The 21,082-nt window shown below is 67.7% G+C and carries 22 protein-coding genes; 14 read left to right on the top strand and 8 right to left on the bottom strand.

Features of this window, described 5'->3' with window-relative positions; all coding sequences use genetic code 11:
- The first annotated feature begins 40 nt into the window (after positions 1–40).
- Positions 41–190, top strand: coding sequence for a hypothetical protein (locus tag ACXJJ9_RS02045; RefSeq protein WP_310051340.1), 150 nt, complete (start codon positions 41–43; stop codon positions 188–190).
- 44 nt (positions 191–234) lie between these two features.
- On the opposite strand, the gene ACXJJ9_RS02040 is transcribed toward ACXJJ9_RS02045, so the two are convergent.
- The 3 genes from ACXJJ9_RS02040 to ACXJJ9_RS02030 all read right to left on the bottom strand — a co-directional run bounded on the left by ACXJJ9_RS02040 (position 235) and on the right by ACXJJ9_RS02030 (position 3,623).
- Positions 235–1,158 carry a hypothetical protein gene (locus ACXJJ9_RS02040; protein WP_457095612.1) on the bottom strand — a complete coding sequence of 308 codons (924 nt, stop codon included), beginning with the start codon at positions 1,156–1,158 and terminating at the stop codon, positions 235–237.
- 184 nt (positions 1,159–1,342) lie between these two features.
- Positions 1,343–2,473 (bottom strand): PilT/PilU family type 4a pilus ATPase, encoded by a 1,131-nt coding sequence (locus ACXJJ9_RS02035; protein ID WP_457095611.1) that lies wholly within the window; start codon positions 2,471–2,473, stop codon positions 1,343–1,345.
- Positions 2,474–2,585: 112 nt separating this feature from the next.
- Complete coding sequence (locus ACXJJ9_RS02030) at positions 2,586–3,623, bottom strand: type IV pilus twitching motility protein PilT (protein ID WP_310051334.1); 1,038 nt, start codon at positions 3,621–3,623, stop codon at positions 2,586–2,588.
- 145 nt (positions 3,624–3,768) lie between these two features.
- On the opposite strand from ACXJJ9_RS02030, the gene ACXJJ9_RS02025 reads away from it, so the two are divergent.
- The 3 genes from ACXJJ9_RS02025 (at position 3,769) to ACXJJ9_RS02015 (ending at position 5,854) form a co-directional block, all read left to right on the top strand.
- Positions 3,769–4,449 carry a YggS family pyridoxal phosphate-dependent enzyme gene (locus ACXJJ9_RS02025; protein WP_457095610.1) on the top strand — a complete coding sequence of 227 codons (681 nt, stop codon included), beginning with the start codon at positions 3,769–3,771 and terminating at the stop codon, positions 4,447–4,449.
- Positions 4,450–4,528: 79 nt separating this feature from the next.
- Complete coding sequence (gene proC, locus ACXJJ9_RS02020; protein ID WP_457095609.1) at positions 4,529–5,365, top strand: pyrroline-5-carboxylate reductase; 837 nt, start codon at positions 4,529–4,531, stop codon at positions 5,363–5,365.
- Positions 5,366–5,380: 15 nt separating this feature from the next.
- Entirely contained in the window at positions 5,381–5,854 is a 474-nt protein-coding gene (locus ACXJJ9_RS02015; protein ID WP_457095608.1) for a DUF4426 domain-containing protein, read from the top strand.
- Positions 5,855–5,894: 40 nt separating this feature from the next.
- Here the strand turns inward: ACXJJ9_RS02015 and ACXJJ9_RS02010 are convergent, their stop codons facing one another.
- From ACXJJ9_RS02010 to ACXJJ9_RS02000, 3 genes are read right to left on the bottom strand one after another with little or no spacing between them, the layout of a single operon-like run.
- Positions 5,895–6,686 (bottom strand): ABC transporter substrate-binding protein, encoded by a 792-nt coding sequence (locus tag ACXJJ9_RS02010; protein WP_457096139.1) that lies wholly within the window; start codon positions 6,684–6,686, stop codon positions 5,895–5,897.
- Between the two features lie 19 nt (positions 6,687–6,705).
- A complete protein-coding gene (gene pdxH, locus ACXJJ9_RS02005) occupies positions 6,706–7,308 on the bottom strand; it encodes a pyridoxamine 5'-phosphate oxidase (RefSeq protein WP_457095607.1) in 603 nt (200 codons plus the stop codon).
- Between the two features lie 47 nt (positions 7,309–7,355).
- Positions 7,356–7,559 carry a dodecin family protein gene (locus tag ACXJJ9_RS02000; RefSeq protein ID WP_457095606.1) on the bottom strand — a complete coding sequence of 68 codons (204 nt, stop codon included), beginning with the start codon at positions 7,557–7,559 and terminating at the stop codon, positions 7,356–7,358.
- 95 nt (positions 7,560–7,654) lie between these two features.
- Between ACXJJ9_RS02000 and ACXJJ9_RS01995 the strand changes: the two genes are divergently transcribed.
- The 5 genes from ACXJJ9_RS01995 to ACXJJ9_RS01975 all read left to right on the top strand — a co-directional run bounded on the left by ACXJJ9_RS01995 (position 7,655) and on the right by ACXJJ9_RS01975 (position 11,302).
- Positions 7,655–8,197 carry a shikimate kinase gene (locus ACXJJ9_RS01995; RefSeq protein ID WP_457095605.1) on the top strand — a complete coding sequence of 181 codons (543 nt, stop codon included), beginning with the start codon at positions 7,655–7,657 and terminating at the stop codon, positions 8,195–8,197.
- Positions 8,194–9,327, top strand: coding sequence for a 3-dehydroquinate synthase (gene aroB, locus ACXJJ9_RS01990; protein WP_457095604.1), 1,134 nt, complete (start codon positions 8,194–8,196; stop codon positions 9,325–9,327). The genes ACXJJ9_RS01995 and aroB overlap by 4 nt, the downstream gene beginning before the upstream one ends.
- Positions 9,328–9,377: 50 nt before the next feature.
- Positions 9,378–9,638, top strand: coding sequence for a WGR domain-containing protein (locus ACXJJ9_RS01985; RefSeq protein WP_457095603.1), 261 nt, complete (start codon positions 9,378–9,380; stop codon positions 9,636–9,638).
- A gap of 47 nt (positions 9,639–9,685) precedes the next feature.
- Positions 9,686–10,759, top strand: coding sequence for a uroporphyrinogen decarboxylase (hemE, locus tag ACXJJ9_RS01980; RefSeq protein ID WP_457095602.1), 1,074 nt, complete (start codon positions 9,686–9,688; stop codon positions 10,757–10,759).
- A gap of 300 nt (positions 10,760–11,059) precedes the next feature.
- A complete protein-coding gene (locus ACXJJ9_RS01975; RefSeq protein ID WP_457095601.1) occupies positions 11,060–11,302 on the top strand; it encodes a helix-turn-helix domain-containing protein in 243 nt (80 codons plus the stop codon).
- Between the two features lie 6 nt (positions 11,303–11,308).
- Here ACXJJ9_RS01975 and ACXJJ9_RS01970 read toward each other — a convergent pair whose 3' ends face one another.
- Positions 11,309–14,932, bottom strand: coding sequence for a hybrid sensor histidine kinase/response regulator (locus ACXJJ9_RS01970; protein WP_457095600.1), 3,624 nt, complete (start codon positions 14,930–14,932; stop codon positions 11,309–11,311).
- Positions 14,933–15,062: 130 nt separating this feature from the next.
- On the opposite strand from ACXJJ9_RS01970, the gene ACXJJ9_RS01965 reads away from it, so the two are divergent.
- The 3 genes from ACXJJ9_RS01965 to ACXJJ9_RS01955 are packed head-to-tail and all read left to right on the top strand — an operon-like array spanning position 15,063 to position 16,955.
- On the top strand, positions 15,063–15,809 hold the full coding sequence (locus tag ACXJJ9_RS01965; protein ID WP_457095599.1) for a YceI family protein: 747 nt from the start codon (positions 15,063–15,065) through the stop codon (positions 15,807–15,809).
- Complete coding sequence (locus tag ACXJJ9_RS01960) at positions 15,806–16,414, top strand: cytochrome b (RefSeq protein WP_457095598.1); 609 nt, start codon at positions 15,806–15,808, stop codon at positions 16,412–16,414. Before ACXJJ9_RS01965 ends, ACXJJ9_RS01960 begins: the two co-directional genes overlap by 4 nt.
- Positions 16,404–16,955, top strand: a complete 552-nt coding sequence (locus tag ACXJJ9_RS01955; RefSeq protein WP_457095597.1) for a YceI family protein — start codon at positions 16,404–16,406, stop codon at positions 16,953–16,955. The genes ACXJJ9_RS01960 and ACXJJ9_RS01955 overlap by 11 nt, the downstream gene beginning before the upstream one ends.
- A gap of 60 nt (positions 16,956–17,015) precedes the next feature.
- Here ACXJJ9_RS01955 and ACXJJ9_RS01950 read toward each other — a convergent pair whose 3' ends face one another.
- On the bottom strand, positions 17,016–17,243 hold the full coding sequence (locus ACXJJ9_RS01950; RefSeq protein ID WP_457096138.1) for a glutaredoxin family protein: 228 nt from the start codon (positions 17,241–17,243) through the stop codon (positions 17,016–17,018).
- A gap of 121 nt (positions 17,244–17,364) precedes the next feature.
- Between ACXJJ9_RS01950 and ACXJJ9_RS01945 the strand changes: the two genes are divergently transcribed.
- On the top strand, positions 17,365–18,747 hold the full coding sequence (locus ACXJJ9_RS01945; RefSeq protein ID WP_457095596.1) for an L-serine ammonia-lyase: 1,383 nt from the start codon (positions 17,365–17,367) through the stop codon (positions 18,745–18,747).
- Between the two features lie 107 nt (positions 18,748–18,854).
- Complete coding sequence (locus tag ACXJJ9_RS01940) at positions 18,855–21,044, top strand: putative bifunctional diguanylate cyclase/phosphodiesterase (RefSeq protein ID WP_457095595.1); 2,190 nt, start codon at positions 18,855–18,857, stop codon at positions 21,042–21,044.
- The last annotated feature ends 38 nt before the right edge of the window (positions 21,045–21,082 follow it).

The raw sequence follows: 21,082 nt of genomic DNA, 5'->3' as shown, positions 1-21,082 counted from the left end.
CATGCTTCGATGTTTGCTCCCATCAAGGGAGGACAGGAGCATGATTCGCAAGCTTCCCTCTGGCGGGTACCGCCTGTACTCGCGCAAGAAGGACCCCCGCACCGGCAAGCGACGGAACCTGGGGACTTTCCAGACCCGCGACGCCGCCGAAAAACACGAACGCGAAGTGCAGTACTTCAAGCGCCACTGACTGGCGTCCACGCCGAAGCCGGTGGAGTGGCGCTGGATTGCAACTCAGAAGCGACGGGCGATGTATTCACCCAGCCTTCGTTCGAGTTGCGCCGGATCGTCCAGGAAAGCGCAGACGAGGGCGAAGAGTTCGAAACGCTGCCAGTCGAACACGGCGTGGTCACGGACCATGGCCGCGGTATGCACGCCTTCGCTGCGGATGTTGGCGCCGGAAGCGGCCACCTCCCCGCAGCGTCCCGCCGCGAGTTCGGCGCCGATGCGCCGGTGGTGGGATGACGCGCCGGTTGCCGAAGTCACCAGGTCGCCCAGGCCGGCCAGCGTGTAGGCGGTCTCCCGGCGACCTCCCTGGTGCTCCACGATGTCGGCCAGTTCATGCGTTGCCGCCGCGATCAGGAAGCCGCGCATGTTGTCACCCATGCCCAGTCCGTCCGCGGCGCCCACCAGGGGCACATAGACGTTCTTGAGAACGGCCGACCACGCGGCCCCAGGAACATCCTCGTGCACTTGAAGCCGCAGGGACGTACCCGAAAACAGCGCCTTGAGGCGTGCGCCCACTTCCGGCCGGTGGCTTGCGGCGACAGCGAACCCACTACGGCCCGACTGGAGTTCGCGCGCCAGCATCGGGCCGTAAAACAGGCCCCACCCAATCCTGGATCCGAAGTGCTGCGTGAACACCTGCGCCGCAGTGCGCCCCTGCTCGTCCAACCCCTTGGCGATGGACACGCAGAGCGCATCGGGCTGCAGGCATGGCACCAGCCGCCCGGCCAACTCGTCATGCGGCTGGGTCGGCAAGGCAAATACCACCACCTGGCGATCACGCGCGGCCTCCTCCAGGGGCTGGGTTTCCTCGCCTGTCGTGAGGTCGCGGTCCCAGGCCAGCACCTCATGCCGTTGCGAAAGCAACGTTTCCAACGCCTGCCCCATGGCGCCATGGCCGAGGATCAGGATTCGCTTGGCTGTGCTTGGCATGGCGTGTTTCCTAGGTGGATGGCCGGGTCACGCAGACACGCGGGACACGTCAGCCACTCACGTGCTCCGCGATGCTTGCCAGTTCAAACCCCGCCTGCAACGCTGCAAGCCAGCGCCTGTCCCTACACCCTGAAACGAAAGAAGCCGGGTTTCCCCGGCCTCTTCGTGAGCATGGCGCGTGGCTTCAGCGGGCTTCCGCGACTTCCACCCCATCCAGCCCCTGCGACAGCGTCCTGGCATCGCCGCCCTGGGCGAGCTTGATGCGCAGGCGCACTTCGTTCTGCGAATCGGCGTAACGCAGCGCGTCTTCGTACGAGATTTCGCCCGCCTGGTACAGCTCGAACAGGCTCTGGTCGAAGGTCCTCATGCCCAGCTGCACGGAATCCTTCATCACTTCCTTCAGCTTGTGGATCTCGCCGTCGCGGATGTAGTCCTGCACCAGCGGGGTGCCGAGCATGATTTCCATGGCGACGCGGCGACCCTTGCCATCCGGTGTCGGGATCAGCTGCTGCGCGACGACGCCCTTGAGGTTCAGCGACAGGTCCATCAACAGCTGGCCGCGGCGGTCTTCAGGGAAGAAGTTGATGATGCGGTCCATCGCCTGGTTGGCGTTGTTGGCGTGCAGGGTGCACAGCACGAGGTGGCCCGTTTCGGCGAAGGCGATCGCGTGGTCCATGCCCTCGCGGGTACGCACCTCGCCGATCATGATCACGTCGGGCGCCTGGCGCAGGGTGTTCTTCAGCGCCGCATCCCAGCTATCGGTATCGATGCCCACTTCACGCTGGGTGATGATGCAGCCTTCGTGCTTGTGCACGAATTCGATCGGATCCTCGATCGTGATGATGTGGCCGGTCGAATTCATGTTGCGGTAGCCGATCATCGCGGCGAGCGAAGTCGACTTACCGGTACCGGTCGCACCCACGAAGATGATGATGCCGCGCTTGGTCATCGCCAGCGTCTTGATGATCGGCGGCAGGCTCAGCTCTTCGACGGTCGGGATCTTGGTTTCGATGCGGCGCAGGACCATGCCGACCTGGTTGCGCTGGTAGAAGCACGACACACGGAAACGACCGACGCCGGTAACGCCGATGGCGAAGTTGCACTCGTGTGTCTTTTCGAACTCCTCGCGCTGCTGCGGCGTCATCACGTTGAGGACGAGGTCGCGGCTCTGCTGCGGCGTCAGCGGATTCTGCGAGATCGGCGAGATCTTGCCGTGGACCTTCATCGACGGCGGCATGCCGGCGGTGATGAACAGGTCCGACGCCTTCTGGTGCGCCATCAGCTTGAGGAAAGAGGTGAAGTCGATGGTGCTCATGCGTTTGCCTCCGGGAGGCTCTGGTACTCAATGCGTTGGGGACGCTGCTCGTCGCAATCCCTGCCCCCACCCAACCCTTCCCGCATCCGCCGGGAAGGGATGAAACGAAACATCAGTCGAACAACCGCTTGTCCTTGGCGTACATGCGTGCTTGCGGCTTCAGGATCAGGCCGCGCTTGACGAGGTCCTGCAGGTGCTGGTCGAGGGTCATCATTCCGTACTGCTGGCCGGTCTGGATCGCCGAGTACATCTGCGCGACCTTGTCCTCGCGGATCAGGTTACGGATGGCCGGGATGCCGACCATGATTTCCCACGCCGCGGTACGGCCGCCGCCGACCTTCTTCAGCAGCGCCTGCGAGATCACCGCGCGCAGCGATTCGGACAGCATCGAGCGGACCATCGGCTTTTCGCCGGCGGGGAACACGTCGATGATGCGGTCGATGGTCTTGGCAGCCGAGCTGGTATGCACGGTCGCGAACACCAGGTGGCCGGTTTCCGCGGCGGTCAGCGCCAGGCGGATGGTTTCGAGGTCGCGCAACTCGCCGACCAGGATGTAGTCGGGGTCTTCACGCAGGGCCGAACGCAGGGCCTCGTTGAAGCCGTGGGTGTCGCGGTGCACCTCGCGCTGGTTGATCAGGCACTTCTGCGAGGTGTGGACGAATTCGATCGGATCCTCGACGGAGAGGATGTGCGCGTATTCGTTCTTGTTGATGTGGTCGAGCATCGCCGCCAGCGTGGTCGACTTGCCCGAGCCGGTCGGACCGGTCACCAGGATCAGGCCCTGCGGCTGGTCGATGAGTTCCTTGAAGATGCGCGGGCAACCCAGGTCGTCCAGCGTCAGCACTTCCGAGGGAATGGTACGGAACACCGCACCGGCGCCGCGGTTCTGGTTGAACGCGTTGACGCGGAAACGGGCCAGGCCCGGGATCTCGAACGAGAAGTCGACTTCGAGGAACTCTTCGTAGTCGCGCCGCTGCTTGTCCGACATGATGTCGTAGACAAGGGCATGGACCTGCTTGTGGTCGAGGGCCGGGATGTTGATGCGGCGGACGTCACCGTCCACGCGGATCATCGGCGGCAGGCCCGCCGACAGGTGCAAGTCCGAAGCTTTGTTCTTGACCGAAAACGCCAACAGTTCGGCGATATCCATGCGTGCTCCCCTTGCACTGCCAACGGAATGAGTTGTAACGCGTACCGGCAGAATGCTGGAACGGCATACCCCTGCGAGGCAGTATAGCCCCCTCCCCCCGCCGTAAAACCAGCCCCTTTTTCGGCCCCAAGCGAGAACTGCGAACGTGCTCACGCACGCCCTGCAAGACACCCTGTACCGGGTAGAAAACGCGGCCAGCGCGGCCGGGCGGCCAACTCCACGACTGTTGGCGGTCAGCAAGACCCAGCCCGCGGACGCGATCGCGGGGCTTGCCAGCCTGGGGCAGCGCGCTTTTGGCGAGAACTACGTCCAGGAGGCGGTCGCCAAGCAGGCCCGGTTGCAGGGGCTCGGGCTCGAATGGCACCTGATCGGCCACCTGCAGTCGAACAAGGCGAAAGAAGCCGCCGCCCGCTTCGACTGGGTGCAGGCCGTGGATCGTGAACGGCTCGCGCTGGCGCTCAACGCCCACCGCGCCGCTGAACAGGCACCGCTGAACGTGCTGATCCAGGTCAACATCGACGACGAGGCGAGCAAGCACGGCTGCCCTCCCCAAGACGTGATGGCGCTGGCGGATGTCATCGCCGCCCAGCCACGCCTGCGGCTTCGGGGCGTGATGGTGATCCCCGCGCCGCATCCGGACGTCGACCTACGGCGTCCGGCCTTCCGCCACGCGCGGGAGCTGTTCGAAGCCCTCGCGGCCGTGCATCCCCATGTGGATACGCTGTCGATGGGGATGAGCGACGATCTGGAAGTCGCCATCGCAGAAGGCTCGACCATGGTTCGCGTCGGCACCGCACTGTTCGGGGCGCGGCCTCGCAAGGCGTGAGAACCACGGCCCGTGCCGTGCCACGTGGTCATCCGGGCTACGATGCGCCTCGCCCCCGACTGAATCATTCACCCCACCGATGAATCCGCTTCCCTTCGCATCCGGCACCGTGGCTTTCATCGGTGGCGGCAACATGGCCCGCAGCCTGATCGGTGGCCTGGTAGCGCGCGGCGTTCCGGCCACGTCGATCCGGGTGGCGGAACCGATGGCCGAGCTGCGCGATTCGCTGGCACGCGATTTCGGCATCCATGCCTTCACCGACAACGCCATCGCCGCGGCCAATGCGACGACGTGGGTGCTGGCAGTGAAACCGCAGGTGATGCGCCAGGTGTGCGAGGCGCTCGCCCCCGCCGCGCAGGCCACCCGGCCACTGGTAGTGTCGATCGCCGCCGGCATCACCGCGGCGCAGATGGAACGCTGGCTGGGCGGCGGTGTCGCGGTGGTGCGGACGATGCCGAACACACCCGCCCTGCTCGGCGCCGGCGTGACCGGCATGTTCGCCAACGATCGCGTCGATGCATCGCAGCGGACACAAGCCGCCGACCTGCTTGAAGCGACGGGCAAGACCGTGTGGATCGAGGACGAGCCGCGCATGGACGCCGTGACTGCGGTGTCCGGCAGCGGCCCCGCCTATGTCTTCCTGCTGGCCGAGGCCATGCAGGCGGCGGGTGAAGCCGAAGGCCTGTCCGGCGAGGCCGCGCGCACGCTGGTCCAGCAGACCATCCTCGGTGCCGCACGCATGCTGATCGAGAACGATGAGATGCCCTCGGAGCTGCGCCGCCGCGTGACTTCGCCGGGCGGCACCACACAGGCCGCGCTCGAGAATTTCGAAGCCGGCGGTTTCCGCGAACTCGTCGCCCGCGCCATCCACGCCGCGACCGAACGCGGCCGCCAGCTTTCCGCCGCCAACGACTGACCCGCGAGGACCGCCATGCGCCACCGTTTCGTACCAGCGCTCCTGCTCGCGATCGCGATGGCGGGTTGTGGCGGCAACGCCCCGGCGCCCGCGACTCCCGCTCCGCCGGCACAGCCGGAAGCCATCAGCAAAATTGGCGACGTCACCATCCGCGCCACCGCGCTGCAGACGGCCGCACTGACGCCCGAAGTGGCGAGCCGTTACGGCATCAGCCGCGGCGATCGCACCGTGATGCTGCTGGTCGGCGTGCGCCAAGGCCCCGAGATGCAGGAAACCGCGCTGCCCGCGACCATCACCGCCACGGTGACCAACCTCAGTGGCCAGCGCCAGCAGATCGCGATGCGCGAACTGCGCAGCGGCGACCTGCTCGATTACGTGGGAACGGCGGAAACGAGCCCGCCGGACACGTTGCGGTTCGACCTCACGATCGTTCGCGAGGGTGGCGCGAGTTCGACGATGCAGTTCACCCGCGAGTTCTATCCGCGCTGAGCGCACACCACGCGCACATCCACGCGCGCACGTCGATTTTTCAGCGGGCCGCGGCCCACGCCCGGATGATGCGGGCCATCTCGGTGACGCCTTCGGTCAGGGCCGCCGGGCCGGGCTGGAGGATCACCGGCGACTTGATCTCGTGCAGTTCGCCATCACGCACCGCGGGAATGGCGTCCCACCCGGGACGCGCGGCGACCTTTTCCGGGCGGAACTTCTTGCCGCACCACGAGCCCAGGATGATGTCGGGCGCGCGACGCACCACTTCATCGCCGTTCTCCAGGATGCGCTGCTTCGCGAGCGATTCGGCGGCGCGCTCGGGAAAGATGTCGTCGCCGCCGGCGATGCGGACGAGCTCGGCGACCCAGCGGATGCCGGTAATCATCGGCTCGTCCCATTCCTCGAAATAGACCTTCGGCCGGCGCGGCAGCGTGGCCGCTTCGCGTTCGATCGCCGCGAGGCCCGCTTGCAGGCTTCCGGCGTAGGCATTCGCCTTGTCGCCGGCCCCGACGAGTGCGCCGAGGCGGCGGATGTAGTCGAGGATCCCGTCGACGCCGCGATGGTTGCTGATCCACACCTCGACACCGTGCCGGATCAGCTCGGCGGCGATGTCGGCCTGGATGTCGGAAAAACCCACCACGAAGTCGGGCTGCAGCTTCAGGATCTCGCCGATCTTCGCCGAGGTGAAGGCGCTGACCTTCGGCTTCTCCCTGCGTGCGATCGCCGGGCGCACCGTGAAGCCGCTGATGCCGACGATGCGATGCTGCTCGCCCAGCGCGTACAGCACTTCGGTGGGCTCCTCGGTGAGGCAGACGATGCGTTGCGGCCCCATGCTCATTGCTCGAAACCGGTCACGGATACAGCATCCGCTTCGCCCATTCGCCCGCGCGGTTGCGCTCGTAGAGCCAGCGCTCGTGCAGGCGGAAATCGGCGCCGAACCAGAATTCGATCTTCTCCGGCTTCACCCGCAGGCCGCCCCAGCGCGGCGGTCGCGGGATGTCGCGGTCCTCGAACTCCACCTCTAGCCGGGCCAGCCGCTGTTCGAAGGTGGCACGCGAATCGAGCGTCTCCGACTGCTTCGAAGCCCATGCTCCCAGCTGGCTCCCGCGCGGACGGCTGGCGAAGTAGGTGTCGGCTTCGGCGTCGCCCACGATTTCCACCGCCCCTTCCACGCGCACCTGGATGCCGTCGCGCACGCGCGGCCAGTGGAACACCAGCGCGGCATGCGGATTGGCCTGCAGTTCGCGGCCCTTGCGGCCATCGAGATGGGTGTAGAAGACGAAGCCGCGCGGATCGTGGGCCTTGAGCAGGACGGTGCGCGCCGAAGGCCGGGCGTCGAGCGCGGCGGTGGCGACGATCATGGCGGTGCGGTCGGGTTCGCCCGCGGCCGCCGCCTCGTCAAAGAGGCGGTCAAAGGTGGCCAGGGCTTCGGCGTAGAGGTCGGTAGCGGTCATCCCGCCATTGTATGCGCGGGTCGCGGCGCCCACCCCGGACCACGGGGTCATTGCACGATGAAGGTCACGCGCAGGTTGACGCGCCATTCGGCCACGTTGCCGGCCTCGTCGGTGACGACCTTGATCTCGTTGACCCACGCGCCCTGGATGTTCTTCACCGACTCGGCGCACTTCTTCAGGCCCGCCTTCACGGCGTCCTCCATGCTGGTCTTCGACGCGGCGTTGAGCTCGATGATCTTGGCGACCGACATGGCGGTTCTCCCTGGATGACCGGCGCGGCGCCGGAATGAGGTGGGAGCTGCGACGCTACGCCGCGTTCCGTTAAGCGCGCGGCTAGAATCGCGGCATGGACCCCGCCAGCAACCTGATCCTCGTCGGCCCGATGGGCGCGGGGAAAACCTGCGTCGGCGAACGCCTTGCCCTGCAGTGCGGGCTGCGGTTGCTCGACCTCGACCACGAGATCGAGCGCGATGCCGGAGCAAGCGTGATGCAGATCTTCGAGCATGAAGGCGAAGCCGGTTTCCGCGCACGCGAAAGCGCGATGCTGGCCGAACTGCTGCGTGGCGATGGCATCGTATTGGCTACCGGCGGCGGCGCCGTGCTCGACGCCGACAACCGCGCGCTGCTGCGCGGACGCGGCTTCGTCGTGCATCTGCACGCAAGCGTCGAGCAGCAGCTGCAGCGCCTCGCGTTCGACGACACCCGCCCTCTGCTCGCGCGTCCGGATCGCGAGGACGTGCTGCATGATCTCGCCGCCGCCCGCGCACCGTGGTACGCGGAAGTGGCGGACCTCGTATTCGACACCGCCGGTCTCGACACCGACGCCGCCGCCACGCAACTGGCCGCGTTGCTGGAGCAGCGCTGGCACCGCATCGGAGCCAACGCATGACCGGGCCGCACCCCCATCCCCACAGGCAGGTCGAAGTCTCGGGCGACGCGCCCTACACGATCACCATTGGTCCGGGCCTGCTCGCGGCCGGGCACGCGGACAACGCGCGGCGGCTGGGCCAGGTCCTGCGCGGGCGCCATGCGCTGGTCGTCAGCGACAGCAATGTCGCGCCGCTGTATGCCGATGGCGTCGAGGCGTTGTTGCGCGCGGCGAAGCCCCAGCTCGCGCTCTCGCGCTGGGTCATGCCGGCGGGCGAACAGGAGAAGACCCTCGCCCGCTTCGGCGAGTGTCTCGATGCCCTCGCCGCGCTGGGGGCGACGCGCGACGCCACCGTGGTGGCGCTGGGCGGGGGCGTGGTCGGTGACCTCGCCGGCTTCGCGGCGGCCTGCTGGATGCGCGGCATCGACTGCGTACAGCTGCCGACCACGCTGCTGGCGATGGTCGACTCCGCGGTCGGCGGCAAGACCGCGGTGGACCTGCCGCACGGCAAGAACCTGGTCGGCGCATTCCATCCGCCGCGCGCGGTGATCACCGACACCACCGTGCTGCGCACCCTGCCCGATCGCGAATTGCGCGCGGGCCTGGCCGAGGTCGTGAAGTACGGCGCCATCTTCGACGCCCACTTCCTCGACTGGCTTGCTGCCCGCGCCGAGGCCCTGTTGGCGCGCGATGACAGCGCGCTGGCCGAGGCCATCGCCCGCTGCTGCGAATTCAAGGCCGATACCGTGACGCGCGATCCCTACGAGCACGGCCACCGTGCCCTGCTCAACTTCGGCCACACCTTTGGCCACGCCATCGAGGCGGAGCAGGGTTACGGCGCCGGCCGCGACGCGCTCCTCCATGGCGAAGCCGTGGCGGTGGGCATGGTGCTGGCGGCCCGGCTGTCGACCCTGCTCGGCCTCGCCCCGGCATCGGACGGCGATCGCCTGCAGGCGCTGCTGCAGCGCTTCGGCCTGCCCACCGCGGTGCCCGAAGGACTGGAAGCCGGGGCCCTGGTCGCCCGCATGCGCCTGGACAAGAAGGCGGACGCCCACGGGCTGCGCTTCATCCTCCTGGACAGCGCAGGGGCCGCGCGCGTGGTCGCCGGCGTCGCCGAGAGCAGCGTGCGCGCCGTCCTGGAAGCCGGCTGACGCCGGCAACCGGCAGGAAGGCGGCGCCCAGCCCTTACAATGCGCGTCCCATGCGCCTGCTCCTGCAACAACGCCCCCAGGGCCACGAAGCCCCGCGCTTCGTGCAACTGATGCTGCAGCCCGACCTGTTCGGCGGCTGGGAACTGCTGCGCGAAACCGGCCAGATCGGCGGCCGCAGCACGGTCCGGCGCGAAGTCTTCCTCGACCAGACCGCCGCCCTCGCTGCGCTGGAGCAAGCGCGCGACCAGCAGATCAAGCGTGGCTTCCAGTTGATGTTCGCCCAAGGCATGGAAGCGCCGAAGAACTCGTGATCGTGGCAGCTCCCGCCACGTCCCCCCCACCAGGACGACCCTCCCTCGTGCCCGCACCCCTGAAAAACGATCGTTTCCTCCGCGCCCTGCGCCGTGAGCCCGTCGACTGCACCCCGGTCTGGCTGATGCGCCAGGCCGGCCGCTACCTGCCCGAATACCGCGCCACGCGCGCCAAGGCCGGCAGCTTCCTGGCGATGGCCAAGAACCCGGAACTCGCCTGCGAAGTCACGCTGCAGCCGCTGCGCCGCTTCCCGCTCGACGCCGCGATCCTGTTTTCCGACATCCTCACCGTGCCCGACGCCATGGGGCTGGGCCTGTACTTCGTCGAAGGCGAAGGCCCTAAGTTCGAACGCCCGATCCGCACGGCCGCCGACATCGCGCGTCTCGCCGTGCCGGACATGGAAACCGACCTGGGCTACGTGATGGATGCGGTGCGCACCATCCGCCGCGAACTGGATGGCTCGGTGCCGCTGATCGGCTTCTCCGGATCGCCGTGGACCTTGGCCTGCTACATGGTCGAAGGCGGCGGCAGCGACAACTACTCCAAGGTGAAATCGCTGGCGCTCAATGATCCGGCCGCGATGCACAAGCTGCTCGATGTCACCACCGACGCCGTCATCGCCTATCTGTCGGCGCAGCAACAGGCGGGCGCGCAGGCGCTGCAGGTGTTCGATACCTGGGGCGGCGTGCTGTCGCCGGCGATGTACCGCGAATTCTCGCTGCGCTACCTGCAGCGCATCGCCGCCGAACTGCCGCGTGGCGAGGGCGCCGAACGCGCGCCCCTGATCCTGTTCGGCAAAGGCAACGCGCCCTACGTCGAAGACCTGGCCAACAGCGGCGCCGAAGCGGTCGGCGTCGACTGGACCATCGAACTCGGCGACGCCGCCCGCCGCGCCGGTGGCAAGGTCGCGATCCAGGGCAACCTCGATCCGGTCACGCTGTACGCCGAGCCGGACGCGATCCGTCGCGAAGCCGGCCGCGCCCTCGACAGCTACCGCGACGGCAACGGCGCTTCACGCGAGGGCCACGTGTTCAACCTCGGCCACGGCATGTCGCCCGACATGAAGCCCGAACACGTCGCCGTCCTGGTCGACGCAGTGCACCAGCTCAGCATGCGTTGATCCTGCCCGGCCGCGTGCGCGGCCACGGTTCGTGTCCGCGCTCGTTATCGCGTGACGGGGCGGCGCGCCGAGGATCGGAATCCGCCGGCAAAAAAGAAATGGCCGCTCACGCGGCCATTTCCCCCGATCACTGGCGCATGCAGCCACGCCAGAAACGCTGCGCATGAAAGCCTCGCACAGCGGCCGTGCCGCGGGCTGGTTGGGGTTCCACCATCACGGCAGGCGGCTCCAATATATCTGAATACTAGATATCCGTAAACAGGATATAGCTTCCCTGTGGTCCCACATTCGACCACGCCCGTGCCTGCCAAATCGCTCTACAGGAAAGAGAACGCCGCCCTCGCCCGCCTCATCCGCGAAATGCGCATTGCCGCCGACCTCACCCAGGTCGCATGTGCGGAAGCACTCGGGCGACCGCAGTCCTTTGTAAGCAATGTCGAGAGTGGCGAGCGGCGCCTGGATTTGTTGCAGCTGCGCGAGTATTGCGCCGTGTGCGGAATATCGCTCTCGACCTTCATCAAAAGATTCGAGGCATCGCTTTAGATCCCGTCATGCATCCACTTCCTGGCCGATTTCGGCGTCCATGTCGTGCAACGCCTGTCCGCGCACGGGAGCGTCGATGCCATCCAGCAGGGTGGCGAGCATTTTCAATGTCATGGGCTTGCGGATGAAATGATCGAAACCGGCATCCATCGCTTCGGCTTCGGCATCGGCATCGGCACGCGCGGTGACCGCGATGAGCGGCGGCTGGAAACCTTGTATGCGCAGTTGTCGCGCGAGTGCCAGGCCATCCATGCCAGGGAGGTCGAGGTCGAGCAGGGCGGCGTCGAACGGCGCGGTCGCCACGGCCACGAGCGCGGACAGCCCATTGGGTACATGGACGACATGATGGCCCTGCAAGCGCAGCAGGCCGGTCAGCACATCGGCCACGGTCGGATCATCCTCCACGAGCAGTAGCGACAGACTGCGCTGCGTGGGCGCTTCGGGAACCTCTGCCTCGTCGCGGGCAGCGAAGACGGGCGATGCCGGCAACGGCAGGCGCACGCTGAAGCGGGTGCCTTCCCCGGGCGCGCTGTCGATCTCGATCCTGCCCTCCATCGCCGCTGCAAGCTCCTGGCTGATCGCAAGCCCCAGGCCGCTGCCGCCGTACCGCGCACTGGTGCGCGCACCTTCGGCCTGCTCGAAGCGGCGGAACAGCCGCGATTTCTGTTCGGAATTGAGGCCGGGGCCGGTGTCGGCGACTTCGAAGCACACGCCTTCCGGCGTCGGCGCCACGCCGAGCGAAACGCTGCCGCGCTCAGTGAACTTCACTGCGTTGCCGAGCAGGTTGAGCAGGATCTGGCGCACGCGGGCGGCATCGCCGCGCACGTGCCGCGGCGTGTCGTCACCGATGCTCAGCGCGAAGGCGAGCCCGCGCTGCTTCGCCAGGGGAGCGACCAGGGCGGCGAGGTCCTCCATCAAGGCATGCAGGTCGAAAGACTCGTCGGCGAGTTCGAGCTTGCCGGATTCGATCCGCGCCAGGTCCAGCGCGTCGTTGACCAGTCGCAGCAGGTGCTCGCCCGCGCCGCGGATCGCGCCGACATAACCGCGTTGCTGCGGGTTGAGCGCCGTGCCCAGGAGCAATTCGCTCATGCCCAGCACGCCGGTCATCGGCGTGCGCACCTCGTGGCCGAGCGTGGCGAGGAAGCGGGTCTTGGCCAGCGACGCCTGCTCGGCCAGATCCTGTTTCTGCGTGGCGAGCTGCCAGGCATGCCGGCGCTTGAGGCGCTGGCGGTAAGCACCCGCCAGCATCCACGCCAGCGCCCCGGCCGCGAGCGCGAAGGCGGCGATGGCCCACCACGTCTGCCACCACGGCGGCTGCACGTCGAACACGAGCACCTGCACCGGCGACCACACGTTGTCCGCCGCGCGAGCCTGCACGTGCAGGCGATAGCGGCCCGGCTTCAGTCGCGAGAACACACGCTCGCCGGACGGACCGGTTTCGACCCAGCCGCTGTCGTGGCCTTCGAGGCGGAAGCGATAGCCATGGTTGCGCGCATCGTTGAACGAGAGCAGTCGCGCCACGATCCGCACATCGCGTGCGTCATGCGCGATCGCGATGGTGCCGCGCGGAACGAACGCCACCTTGCCATCGCCGCTCAGCGCATCGACGGATTCGATCACCAGCCGCGGTGGCGCACTCGTGTCCTTCATCGCGGAGGGATCGAAGATCACCAGCCCATCGGTCGCGCCGGCGAGGATGCGTCCGTCGCCCGGGCGCACCACCGGTGCGTCTTCGAACTCCTGCCCCGGCAAGCCGTCGCGTACGCCGAAGACGCGGACGGAACGATTGGCGGGATCCACCCGGATCAGGCCGCGCACGCTGGTCAACCAGAGCCGGTCGGCGATGTCGATGGCGATGCCGGCGGGTTCGAGCGCGGGGAATCCGTTGCGCGTATCGATGCCGGATTCCAGCGTGAGCGCGGCGCCATCCCAGCGGTAGGCCTCGACCGCGCCGAAGCGGGCGAGCCACACTCGATGCTTGTCGGCGCTCGTGAAGCCGAAGACGCGTTGCGACGGCGCGCCCGGCACCGGCTCGAAACGCCGCGCGCCGGCATTCCACATCAACAACCCTTTTGAGCCGGCGAGCCACAACGCACCATCCGGGCCAGTTCCGATCTGCTCGATGAAGAGGTCGGACGGCAGGCCGTCCTTGCCGGCCGGCATCGAACGCTGGACGCGGCCTTCCTCGTCGCGCACCTGCACGCCGTGTTCGGTCGCCAGCCACAGCAGGCCATCGGCGGTCTGCGCGAAGCGCGCCTCGCCGAACAGCGCCGCATCGGCACCGTCGCCACGGCGCCAGCGCGTGACGGCACCGCTGGCCGGATCCACGCGCGCCAGGCCTTCCGAGTAGCTCGCCCACACCTGCCCGCGCCGGTCCTCAAACACGTTGGCGAGCACGTAGCCCGCGCCGACATCGCGCGCGACATGCGTCAATGCCCCCGTCTCGGGATTCAGCCGGTCGAGTACACCGCCCGAGCCCACCAGCCACATGTCGCCCGTGGCCGACGGCGCGATGCCGCGCACGTGCGCGTTGGCGATCGAGCCCGGCATGCCGTCGCGACGCGACAACACCGCGAACCGGCGCCAGTTTGCCGGCAGGTACCACAGGCCATTGGTGTAACTGACGAACCACAGCCCGCCTTCGCGATCCTGGTGCGCAGCGACCCACGAGGGCCGGACGGCGCCATTCGCGGAGCCGTACAGCGGCACTGGCTCGATGCCGCGTTCGCCATTGATGCCCAGGCCGGCGGGAACGTCATACCAGTACTGGCCGCTGCGATCGTGGCTGAGGACGTGCAGCACCTTGCCGTCGCCCGCCAGCTGCGCCCACGGCGCCTTCGAATAGCGGCCATCGGGCCGGCGCACGCTGACGCCTTCGGGCGTGCCGATCCACAGCGTGCCGTCACGCTCGATGGTGAGGCCGTTCACCACCGACGAATTCAAGGCGGAACCGGGCACGCGCTCGAAGTCGCGCCCGGTCCAGCGCGCGACGCCGCCCTGCGTGCCGACCCACAGCGTGCCGTCGGGCGCGACCGCGAGTTGGCCGACGCCGGCGTGCGGGAGACTGCGCGGGTCGCCGGCTCGCGGCATGAAGCGGACGACCGCCTTGCCATCGGCGGCGATGCGGTAGAGGCCGCCATCGGCGGTGCCGAACCAGGTCGCGCCATCCGGCGTGGATGCCACCGACCAGACATCGTCGCTCGCCATCGCCGGCGTGTTGCCGCGGCTGTAGTAACGGAAGTGCCGGCGTTCGGCATCGAGAACACCGAGGCCGGCCTGGTGCGTGCCGAACCACACCCGGTTGCGTGCATCGACGTTCACCGACCAGACGAAGTTGTCGCGCAGCCCCTGCTCGACGCGCCAGGTGCGGAAGTCGACGCCGTCGTGGCGAACCAGACCGTCGCTGGTCGCTATCCACAGATAGCCGGCGCGGTCTTCGGCGATGCCATTGATCCGGTTCGATGGCAGCCCGTCCGCCACGGTGAACTGGCGCAGGCGCGGTGTCTCCGGCAGGCCCGCGTGCGCGCCTGCCGCCATGCCTGCGATGAACAGCACCAATGCCCACTTCCCTGTCACTCCGGCGGCGCGCAATACGACACGCGCTGCCAGCCCCTTCCAGGCTCTTGCCATGCGTCATCCCCCCGGATTCCCCGTCGCTAGGCTCGTCCATGCCGCGGCCGACTTCAAGTCACCCGCCGGGCTTCACCTGATTCAGTCAGCGCGGCCTAGAATCGGCCGCCTCCCCCCCGAGGGCTCCGCCATGGCGTGTCGACTGTCCTGCCTGCTCGCATGCGCGCTCTTGTCCGCCGCCGGCGCGGCCCAGGCCGAAACCGCGACCTATTCGCTCGATCCCGTCCACACGCGCGTGGTCTTCCTGGTGGAGCACGCCGGTTTCTCGCATGCGATGGGCTCGATTTCCGGCAGTTCCGGCACGCTCCGTTTCGATCGCGACGACTGGCGCAGTGCGCAGGTCGACGTTACGGTACCGCTCACCCGCCTGGAACTGGGCGATGCGAAATGGAATGCGTCGGTGCTGGGCACCAACCTGCTCGACGGCAAGCACCATCCCGAGGCGCACTTCGTTTCCAGCCAGGTCGAGGGCATCGATGCCGACCACGCGAAGGTCTGCGGTGACCTCACCCTGCGTGGTCTCACCCAGCCCGTATGCATGGACGTGACCTTCAACGCGCTCAAGCGGCATCCGCTGCCACCGTTCCACCGCACCGCCGGGTTTTCCGCGACCGCGGTGCTGAGCCGCAAGGCCTTCGGCATGACGGCCTGGCCGACGGTGATCGGCGACGAGGTCAAGCTGCTGATCGAAGCCGAGGCCGCGCGCGGCCAAGGCGAAGGCAGGGAAGCTCCGGCCGCCGCCGAGCCCGCCCCGGCCGAGGAATGCCAGCCCGACCGCGAATCCGAAACCGCTCCGCCTGCCTCTACCGACTGCCAGCCCTCCCCGCAGCCCGGGCCGGATCAGCCGCCACCGCCACCACAACGAGACCATCCATGACCTGGAAGAACACCGCCGAACGCTGGGGCCCCGTCAGCCAGCTGCTGCACTGGCTGATCGTGCTGCTGATCCTGGGCCTGGGCGCCGTCGGCCTGGTGATGACGGAGATGCGCAACAGCCCGGACAAGATCCAGGTCTACCTGCTGCACAAATCCTTCGGCCTCACGGTGCTGGCGCTGATCGCGCTGCGACTGCTGTGGCGCCTGTACGCAGGCGCGCCGAAGCCGGTGCCGGGCACGCCGCACTGGCAGGAGCGCATCGCATCGCTCACCCACGCCGCGATGTACGCGCTGGTGCTCGCCCTTCCGATCAGCGGCTGGGTGCTGAATTCGGCCGCCGGCTTCCCATTGCGCTGGTTCGGACTCTTTAACTTGCCGGCGATAGCAGGCAAGAGCAAAGCGCTGCACGAAGTCGCCGTGGAAGTGCACGAGTGGCTGTTCTGGACACTGATCGCGGTTGCCCTCATGCATGCGGCGGCCGCGATCTACCACCACGTCTTCCAGCACGATGCCACCCTGGCGCGCATGCTGCCGCGCGGCTGGCTGCGCGTACCCGATGCCACTCCCATTCCCCCCATCGCACAGGAGCGCCGCGATGTCGTTTAAGTTCGTTTTCCTTGCCGGGCTGATGGTCGCGGCCTCGCCCGTGGTCGCGGCTGACTACGTGCAGGCGCCGGGCTCGGTGCTGGCCTTCGCCGGCACTTACGAGGGCGAGGCCTTCACCGGCCGCTTCCCGGGCTTTGTCACCCGGTTCTCGTTCGACCCCGCGCAACTGGCGAATGCCAAGCTCGACGTCACCATCCCGCTCGCCACCGCCAGCACCGGCAACAGCGACTACGACGGCGAGATGCGCGGCAGTTCGTTCTTCAACGCCGCGAAGTTCCCGCAGGCGCGCTACACCGCGACCAAGTTCCGCGCGCTCGGCGGCAACAATTTCGTCGCCGACGGCACCCTGAACCTGCGCGGCCTCAGCAAGCCCGTCGCCCTGACGTTCACGTGGACGCCGGGCGCGCAGCCAGTCCTGTCCGGCAAGGCCTCGGTGAACCGGCTGGATTTCGGCGTGGGCCAGGGCGACTGGGCCGAGACCGATCTCGTCCCGAATACGATCGCGGTCAGTACCAAGGTGATTTTCGCTCCGGCGAAGTGACTTCCTGAACGACGCGGACCTCAGGCCCGGCGTTGTGCCGGGCGTTCAGCGTCTTGCCCTTCAATTCCGGGCCAGCCATTCCCGCAACTGGCCCTCGCCGAACGGCCATTCCAGTTCGACGTCGCTCGCTTCGTCCCGCAAAACGGGCACCCGCGCGCCGTAACGCTCCTCGAGCAGGGCGTCGCCGTCGATGAACACACTCTCGAACTCCGGGGCCTGCGCCTGCGCCAACACGTCCAGGGCGAGATCGCAGAGGTGGCAGTCATCGCGCTGGAACAGGACCAACAAGCGCTTCTTCAACGAAAACCCCTCAATACGCCAGAGAATTGCGCGGGCGGGCCGCGCGGCGGGCATAGAATAGGCCGATTCGCGCGGGCACTCGCGCGTGCTCCATCAATCTGGAACCACCATGGCTGTCAGTACTTTCGACCTGTTCAAGATCGGCGTGGGCCCGAGCTCCTCGCACACCGTTGGCCCGATGCGGGCGGCCTGCCGCTTCGCGCAGAAATGGCTGGAGGAAAACGGCAACCTCGAAAAGACCGCGCGCGTGCGCGCCGAGGTTTTCGGCTCACTCGCCCTGACCGGCCGCGGCCACGGTACCGACAAGGCCGTGCTGATGGGCCTGGAAGGCCACATGCCGAACGAGATCGATCCCGATGTCATCCCCGAGGCGCTCGCCCGCATCCGCGGCGAGAAGAAGATCCGCCTGCTCGGCAAACACGAGATCGCCTTCGACGAGAAGAACGACCTCATCATGAACAAGCGGCAGAAGCTGCCTTTCCACACCAATGGCATGCGCTTCATCGCCTACGACGCCGCCGGCGAAATACTGGCCACGCGCGACTACTACTCGGTCGGCGGCGGGTTCGTCGTCAACCAGGACGAGGCGGCGGAAGACCGCATCGTCGCCGACACCACCGAGCTGCCCTACCCGTTCCACAGCGGCGCCGAACTGCTGCAGCAGTGCGAGGCCCACGGGCAGACCATCGCCGCGCTCATGTTCGCCAACGAACACGCCTGGCGTTCCGGCCCCGAGATCCGCCAAGGCCTGCGCGACCTCTGGACCGCGATGCAGGCCTGCGTGGCGCGCGGCATCCGTTCGGAAGGCACGCTGCCCGGTGGCCTGCACGTCACGCGCCGCGCGCCCGCACTGCATGCCGAACTCTCCGGCAAGCCCGAGGCCGCGATGCGCGATCCGCTGACCGTGCTCGACTGGGTCAACCTGTACGCCCTAGCGGTGAACGAGGAGAACGCCGCCGGCGGCCGCGTCGTCACCGCGCCCACCAACGGTGCCGCCGGGATCATTCCCGCCGTCCTGCACTACTACGACCGCTTCTGCCCGGGCGCGAACGAACAGGGCGTGTTCGACTTCCTGCTCACCGCGTCCGCGGTCGGCATCCTCTACAAGGAAAACGCATCGATCAGCGGCGCCGAAGTCGGCTGCCAGGGCGAAGTGGGCGTGGCCTGCTCGATGGCGGCGGCGGGCCTCACCGCCGCGCTGGGCGGCAGCCCGGGACAGATCGAGAACGCCGCGGAAATCGGCATGGAGCACAACCTCGGGCTCACCTGCGACCCCATCGGCGGGCTGGTGCAGATCCCCTGCATCGAGCGCAATGCGATGGGCTCGGTGAAGGCGATCAACGCCTCGCGCATGGCCATGCGCGGGGATGGCAAGCACAAGGTCTCGCTCGACAAGGTCATCAAGACCATGCGCGATACCGGCCGCGACATGCAGGACAAGTACAAGGAAACCTCGCGCGGCGGACTCGCGGTGAACGTGATCGAATGCTGAAGCACGTTCCACCCCACCCCGGCCAGGTCCCGCCTCCCGTGGCGGGGCGTCCGGATTTGCGCAGCGGGGCGAGCCACGCGCCAGGATTTGACCTGTAGACTGGGGCCATGCAGGGAAACGCTCGAAAGTTTCGCCACTTCGTTATGTGGACCGCGCTCTACTTCGCCTGCGCGGTACTGGCCTCGCGCTTCCTGCGTAATTCCGACGGCGTCGCCCTGCTCTGGCCGAGTGCGGGCATCGGCTACGCCGTCGCCGTGCGTTACGGCCTGCGCTGGACCGCGGTTGTCGCCGTGGGCTCGCTGCTGTATGCGCTCCAGCTGGAACAGCCCACCCCGCTTTACATCGCGCTGATCGTCGCGGGAAAAACCGCAGCCACTGCCATCGCGGCCTGGTACGTGCTGCGGAGCCGGGTCCTGCACCTGCGCACGGACGACGGCATGCGCCTGCTCGGGGGCGGCGTGATCCAGAGCGTGCTCAGCGCCGCTTTTGGCCTGTTTGCCATGCAGCAGGTCGGCCAGATGGACTACGCCAGCACGCCGGATGCCTTCATCCGCTGGGCACTGGGCGACATGCTGGGCATCGCCGTCGTCGCCCCCACCCTGCTGCTGGCCACGACCTCGCGCAATCCGCTGCATCGGCTTTCGCCCTTCCACGAACCCGCATCCCGTCGCGAGCGCATGTTCTGGCTCGCGCTGCTGGCCACGAGCTTCATCGCCATCCCGGCGCTCGGTGGCCGCGGCATCTACGTGCTCGGCATGATCAGTGTGTCGCTGGTGCTGCTGCTGTGGTCCGCGTTGCGTTTCGCGCCGGTGTGGACGGCGGTGGCAACCGGGGTGACCGTCACGTATTTCAGCGTTTCGGCCGGGCTGGGGGTAGGTGGATTCACCGCACCGAAGTCGCTGGTCGAGACCGCGGTCCTGCTGTTGCTGCTGTGCCTGGTGGCGGTGATTCCGGTGATGATGGCGCTCGCCGGGCTGGAGCAGCGCACGACCTCCTACGCGCTCTACCAGCGCGCCACCCGCGACACCCTGACCGGCCTGCTCAACCGCACGGCCTTCGAAGAGGAAGCCCGGCGCCGCCTGTCCGCCACGGACACGCCGGCCACCCTGCTCTACCTCGACCTCGACAATCTCAAGATCATCAACGACAGCACCAGCCATGTCGCCGGCGACGACATGATCCATGCCATCGGCGGCGCGATCGGCGCGGTGGTTGGCGATGCGGCCGTAGTGGCCCGCACCGGCGGCGACGAGTTCGCGATCCTGCTGCCGCGAGGCGAAGCCGGCGCGATAGTCGAAGCCCGCCGCCTGCTCACTGAAATCGAGGCGATGCGCGTGCCGTGGGCGGACCAGGTGCTCACCACCACCGCGAGCATCGGCCTGGTGTCGGCGACCGCGCAGGACCGCGACTACGACATGCTCTTCTCGCATGCCGATGCCGCCTGCTTCGCCGCCAAGGAACTGGGCGGCAACCGTTTCCACGTGTCGTATCCGAGCAGCGACGAGGCACAGGCGCACAGCGCGGTGATGCGGTCCGCGCTGCGGATCCGCGAGGTGCTCGAACGCGAGCAGTTCCTGCTCTACGTGCAGCCCATCGTGCCGACGCACAACACCCGGGCCGGCGGCGTCCATTTCGAGGTGCTGCTGCGCTGGCAGGAGCCCGACGGCCGCATCCACGTGCCGGCCGAATTCATCTCCGCCGCCGAACGCTTCCGCATGGGGCCACGCATCGACCGCTACGTGATCGATGCGACGCTGCGCTGGCTGGAGCGCAATCCGCAGGCGGCAAAAAGCGTGACCAGTTGCGGCATCAACCTCAGCGGCGCCACGTTGACCGACGAGCACTTCGCCGACTACCTCGCGATGCGCCTGCGCCGCAGCAGTTTCCCGGCGCAGAACCTGTGCCTGGAAATCACCGAAACCAGCGTCGTCCGCGATCGCCAGCGCGCGCAGCGCTTCATCGGCCAGATGCGCGACCTCGGTTGCCGCTTCGCGCTGGACGACTTCGGCACCGGCTTCTGCTCGTTCGGCTACCTCAGCGATCTCGATGTCGACTACATCAAGATCGACGGCAGCTTCATCCGCGGCCTCGAAGCCTCGCCACTGTCGCAGGCGGTCGTGCGTTCGATCGGTGACATCGCCCACGTGATCGGCAAGAGCACTATCGCCGAACAGGTCGAGACCGAAGCGGAACACCGCATCCTGCAGGAGATGCAGGTCGACTACGCACAGGGCTACCTGTTTGGACGGCCGCAGTCGATCGAGTCGTTCTTCGCGGCAAAATCGGCCGTGGCTTGAGCCGCCCGAAAGGGCTGCAGACTCTTTTGGCACGCCAC

It is taken from the genome of Lysobacter sp. P5_B9 (assembly GCF_054049835.1).
The sequence above is the reverse complement of the archived record's forward strand: the minus strand, read 5'-3'. Positions and strand labels throughout refer to the sequence as shown.

Bases quoted from the DNA above. Each gene is read 5' to 3' on its own strand.
- pdxH (WP_457095607.1), bottom strand. From the start codon at position 7,308: ATGACCGCTACCGACCTCTACGCCGAAGCCCTGGCCACCTTTGACCGC.
- ACXJJ9_RS02010 (WP_457096139.1), bottom strand. From the start codon at position 6,686: ATGGGGCCGCAACGCATCGTCTGCCTCACCGAGGAGCCCACCGAAGTG.
- ACXJJ9_RS02035 (WP_457095611.1), bottom strand. From the start codon at position 2,473: ATGAGCACCATCGACTTCACCTCTTTCCTCAAGCTGATGGCGCACCAG.
- ACXJJ9_RS01965 (WP_457095599.1), top strand. From the start codon at position 15,063: ATGGCGTGTCGACTGTCCTGCCTGCTCGCATGCGCGCTCTTGTCCGCC.
- ACXJJ9_RS01995 (WP_457095605.1), top strand. From the start codon at position 7,655: ATGGACCCCGCCAGCAACCTGATCCTCGTCGGCCCGATGGGCGCGGGG.
- ACXJJ9_RS01960 (WP_457095598.1), top strand. From the start codon at position 15,806: ATGACCTGGAAGAACACCGCCGAACGCTGGGGCCCCGTCAGCCAGCTG.
- ACXJJ9_RS01955 (WP_457095597.1), top strand. From the start codon at position 16,404: ATGTCGTTTAAGTTCGTTTTCCTTGCCGGGCTGATGGTCGCGGCCTCG.
- ACXJJ9_RS02030 (WP_310051334.1), bottom strand. From the start codon at position 3,623: ATGGATATCGCCGAACTGTTGGCGTTTTCGGTCAAGAACAAAGCTTCG.
- ACXJJ9_RS01985 (WP_457095603.1), top strand. From the start codon at position 9,378: ATGCGCCTGCTCCTGCAACAACGCCCCCAGGGCCACGAAGCCCCGCGC.
- ACXJJ9_RS02000 (WP_457095606.1), bottom strand. From the start codon at position 7,559: ATGTCGGTCGCCAAGATCATCGAGCTCAACGCCGCGTCGAAGACCAGC.
- ACXJJ9_RS01945 (WP_457095596.1), top strand. From the start codon at position 17,365: ATGGCTGTCAGTACTTTCGACCTGTTCAAGATCGGCGTGGGCCCGAGC.
- ACXJJ9_RS01940 (WP_457095595.1), top strand. From the start codon at position 18,855: ATGCAGGGAAACGCTCGAAAGTTTCGCCACTTCGTTATGTGGACCGCG.
- ACXJJ9_RS01970 (WP_457095600.1), bottom strand. From the start codon at position 14,932: ATGGCAAGAGCCTGGAAGGGGCTGGCAGCGCGTGTCGTATTGCGCGCC.
- aroB (WP_457095604.1), top strand. From the start codon at position 8,194: ATGACCGGGCCGCACCCCCATCCCCACAGGCAGGTCGAAGTCTCGGGC.
- ACXJJ9_RS02040 (WP_457095612.1), bottom strand. From the start codon at position 1,158: ATGCCAAGCACAGCCAAGCGAATCCTGATCCTCGGCCATGGCGCCATG.
- ACXJJ9_RS02045 (WP_310051340.1), top strand. From the start codon at position 41: ATGATTCGCAAGCTTCCCTCTGGCGGGTACCGCCTGTACTCGCGCAAG.
- ACXJJ9_RS02015 (WP_457095608.1), top strand. From the start codon at position 5,381: ATGCGCCACCGTTTCGTACCAGCGCTCCTGCTCGCGATCGCGATGGCG.
- proC (WP_457095609.1), top strand. From the start codon at position 4,529: ATGAATCCGCTTCCCTTCGCATCCGGCACCGTGGCTTTCATCGGTGGC.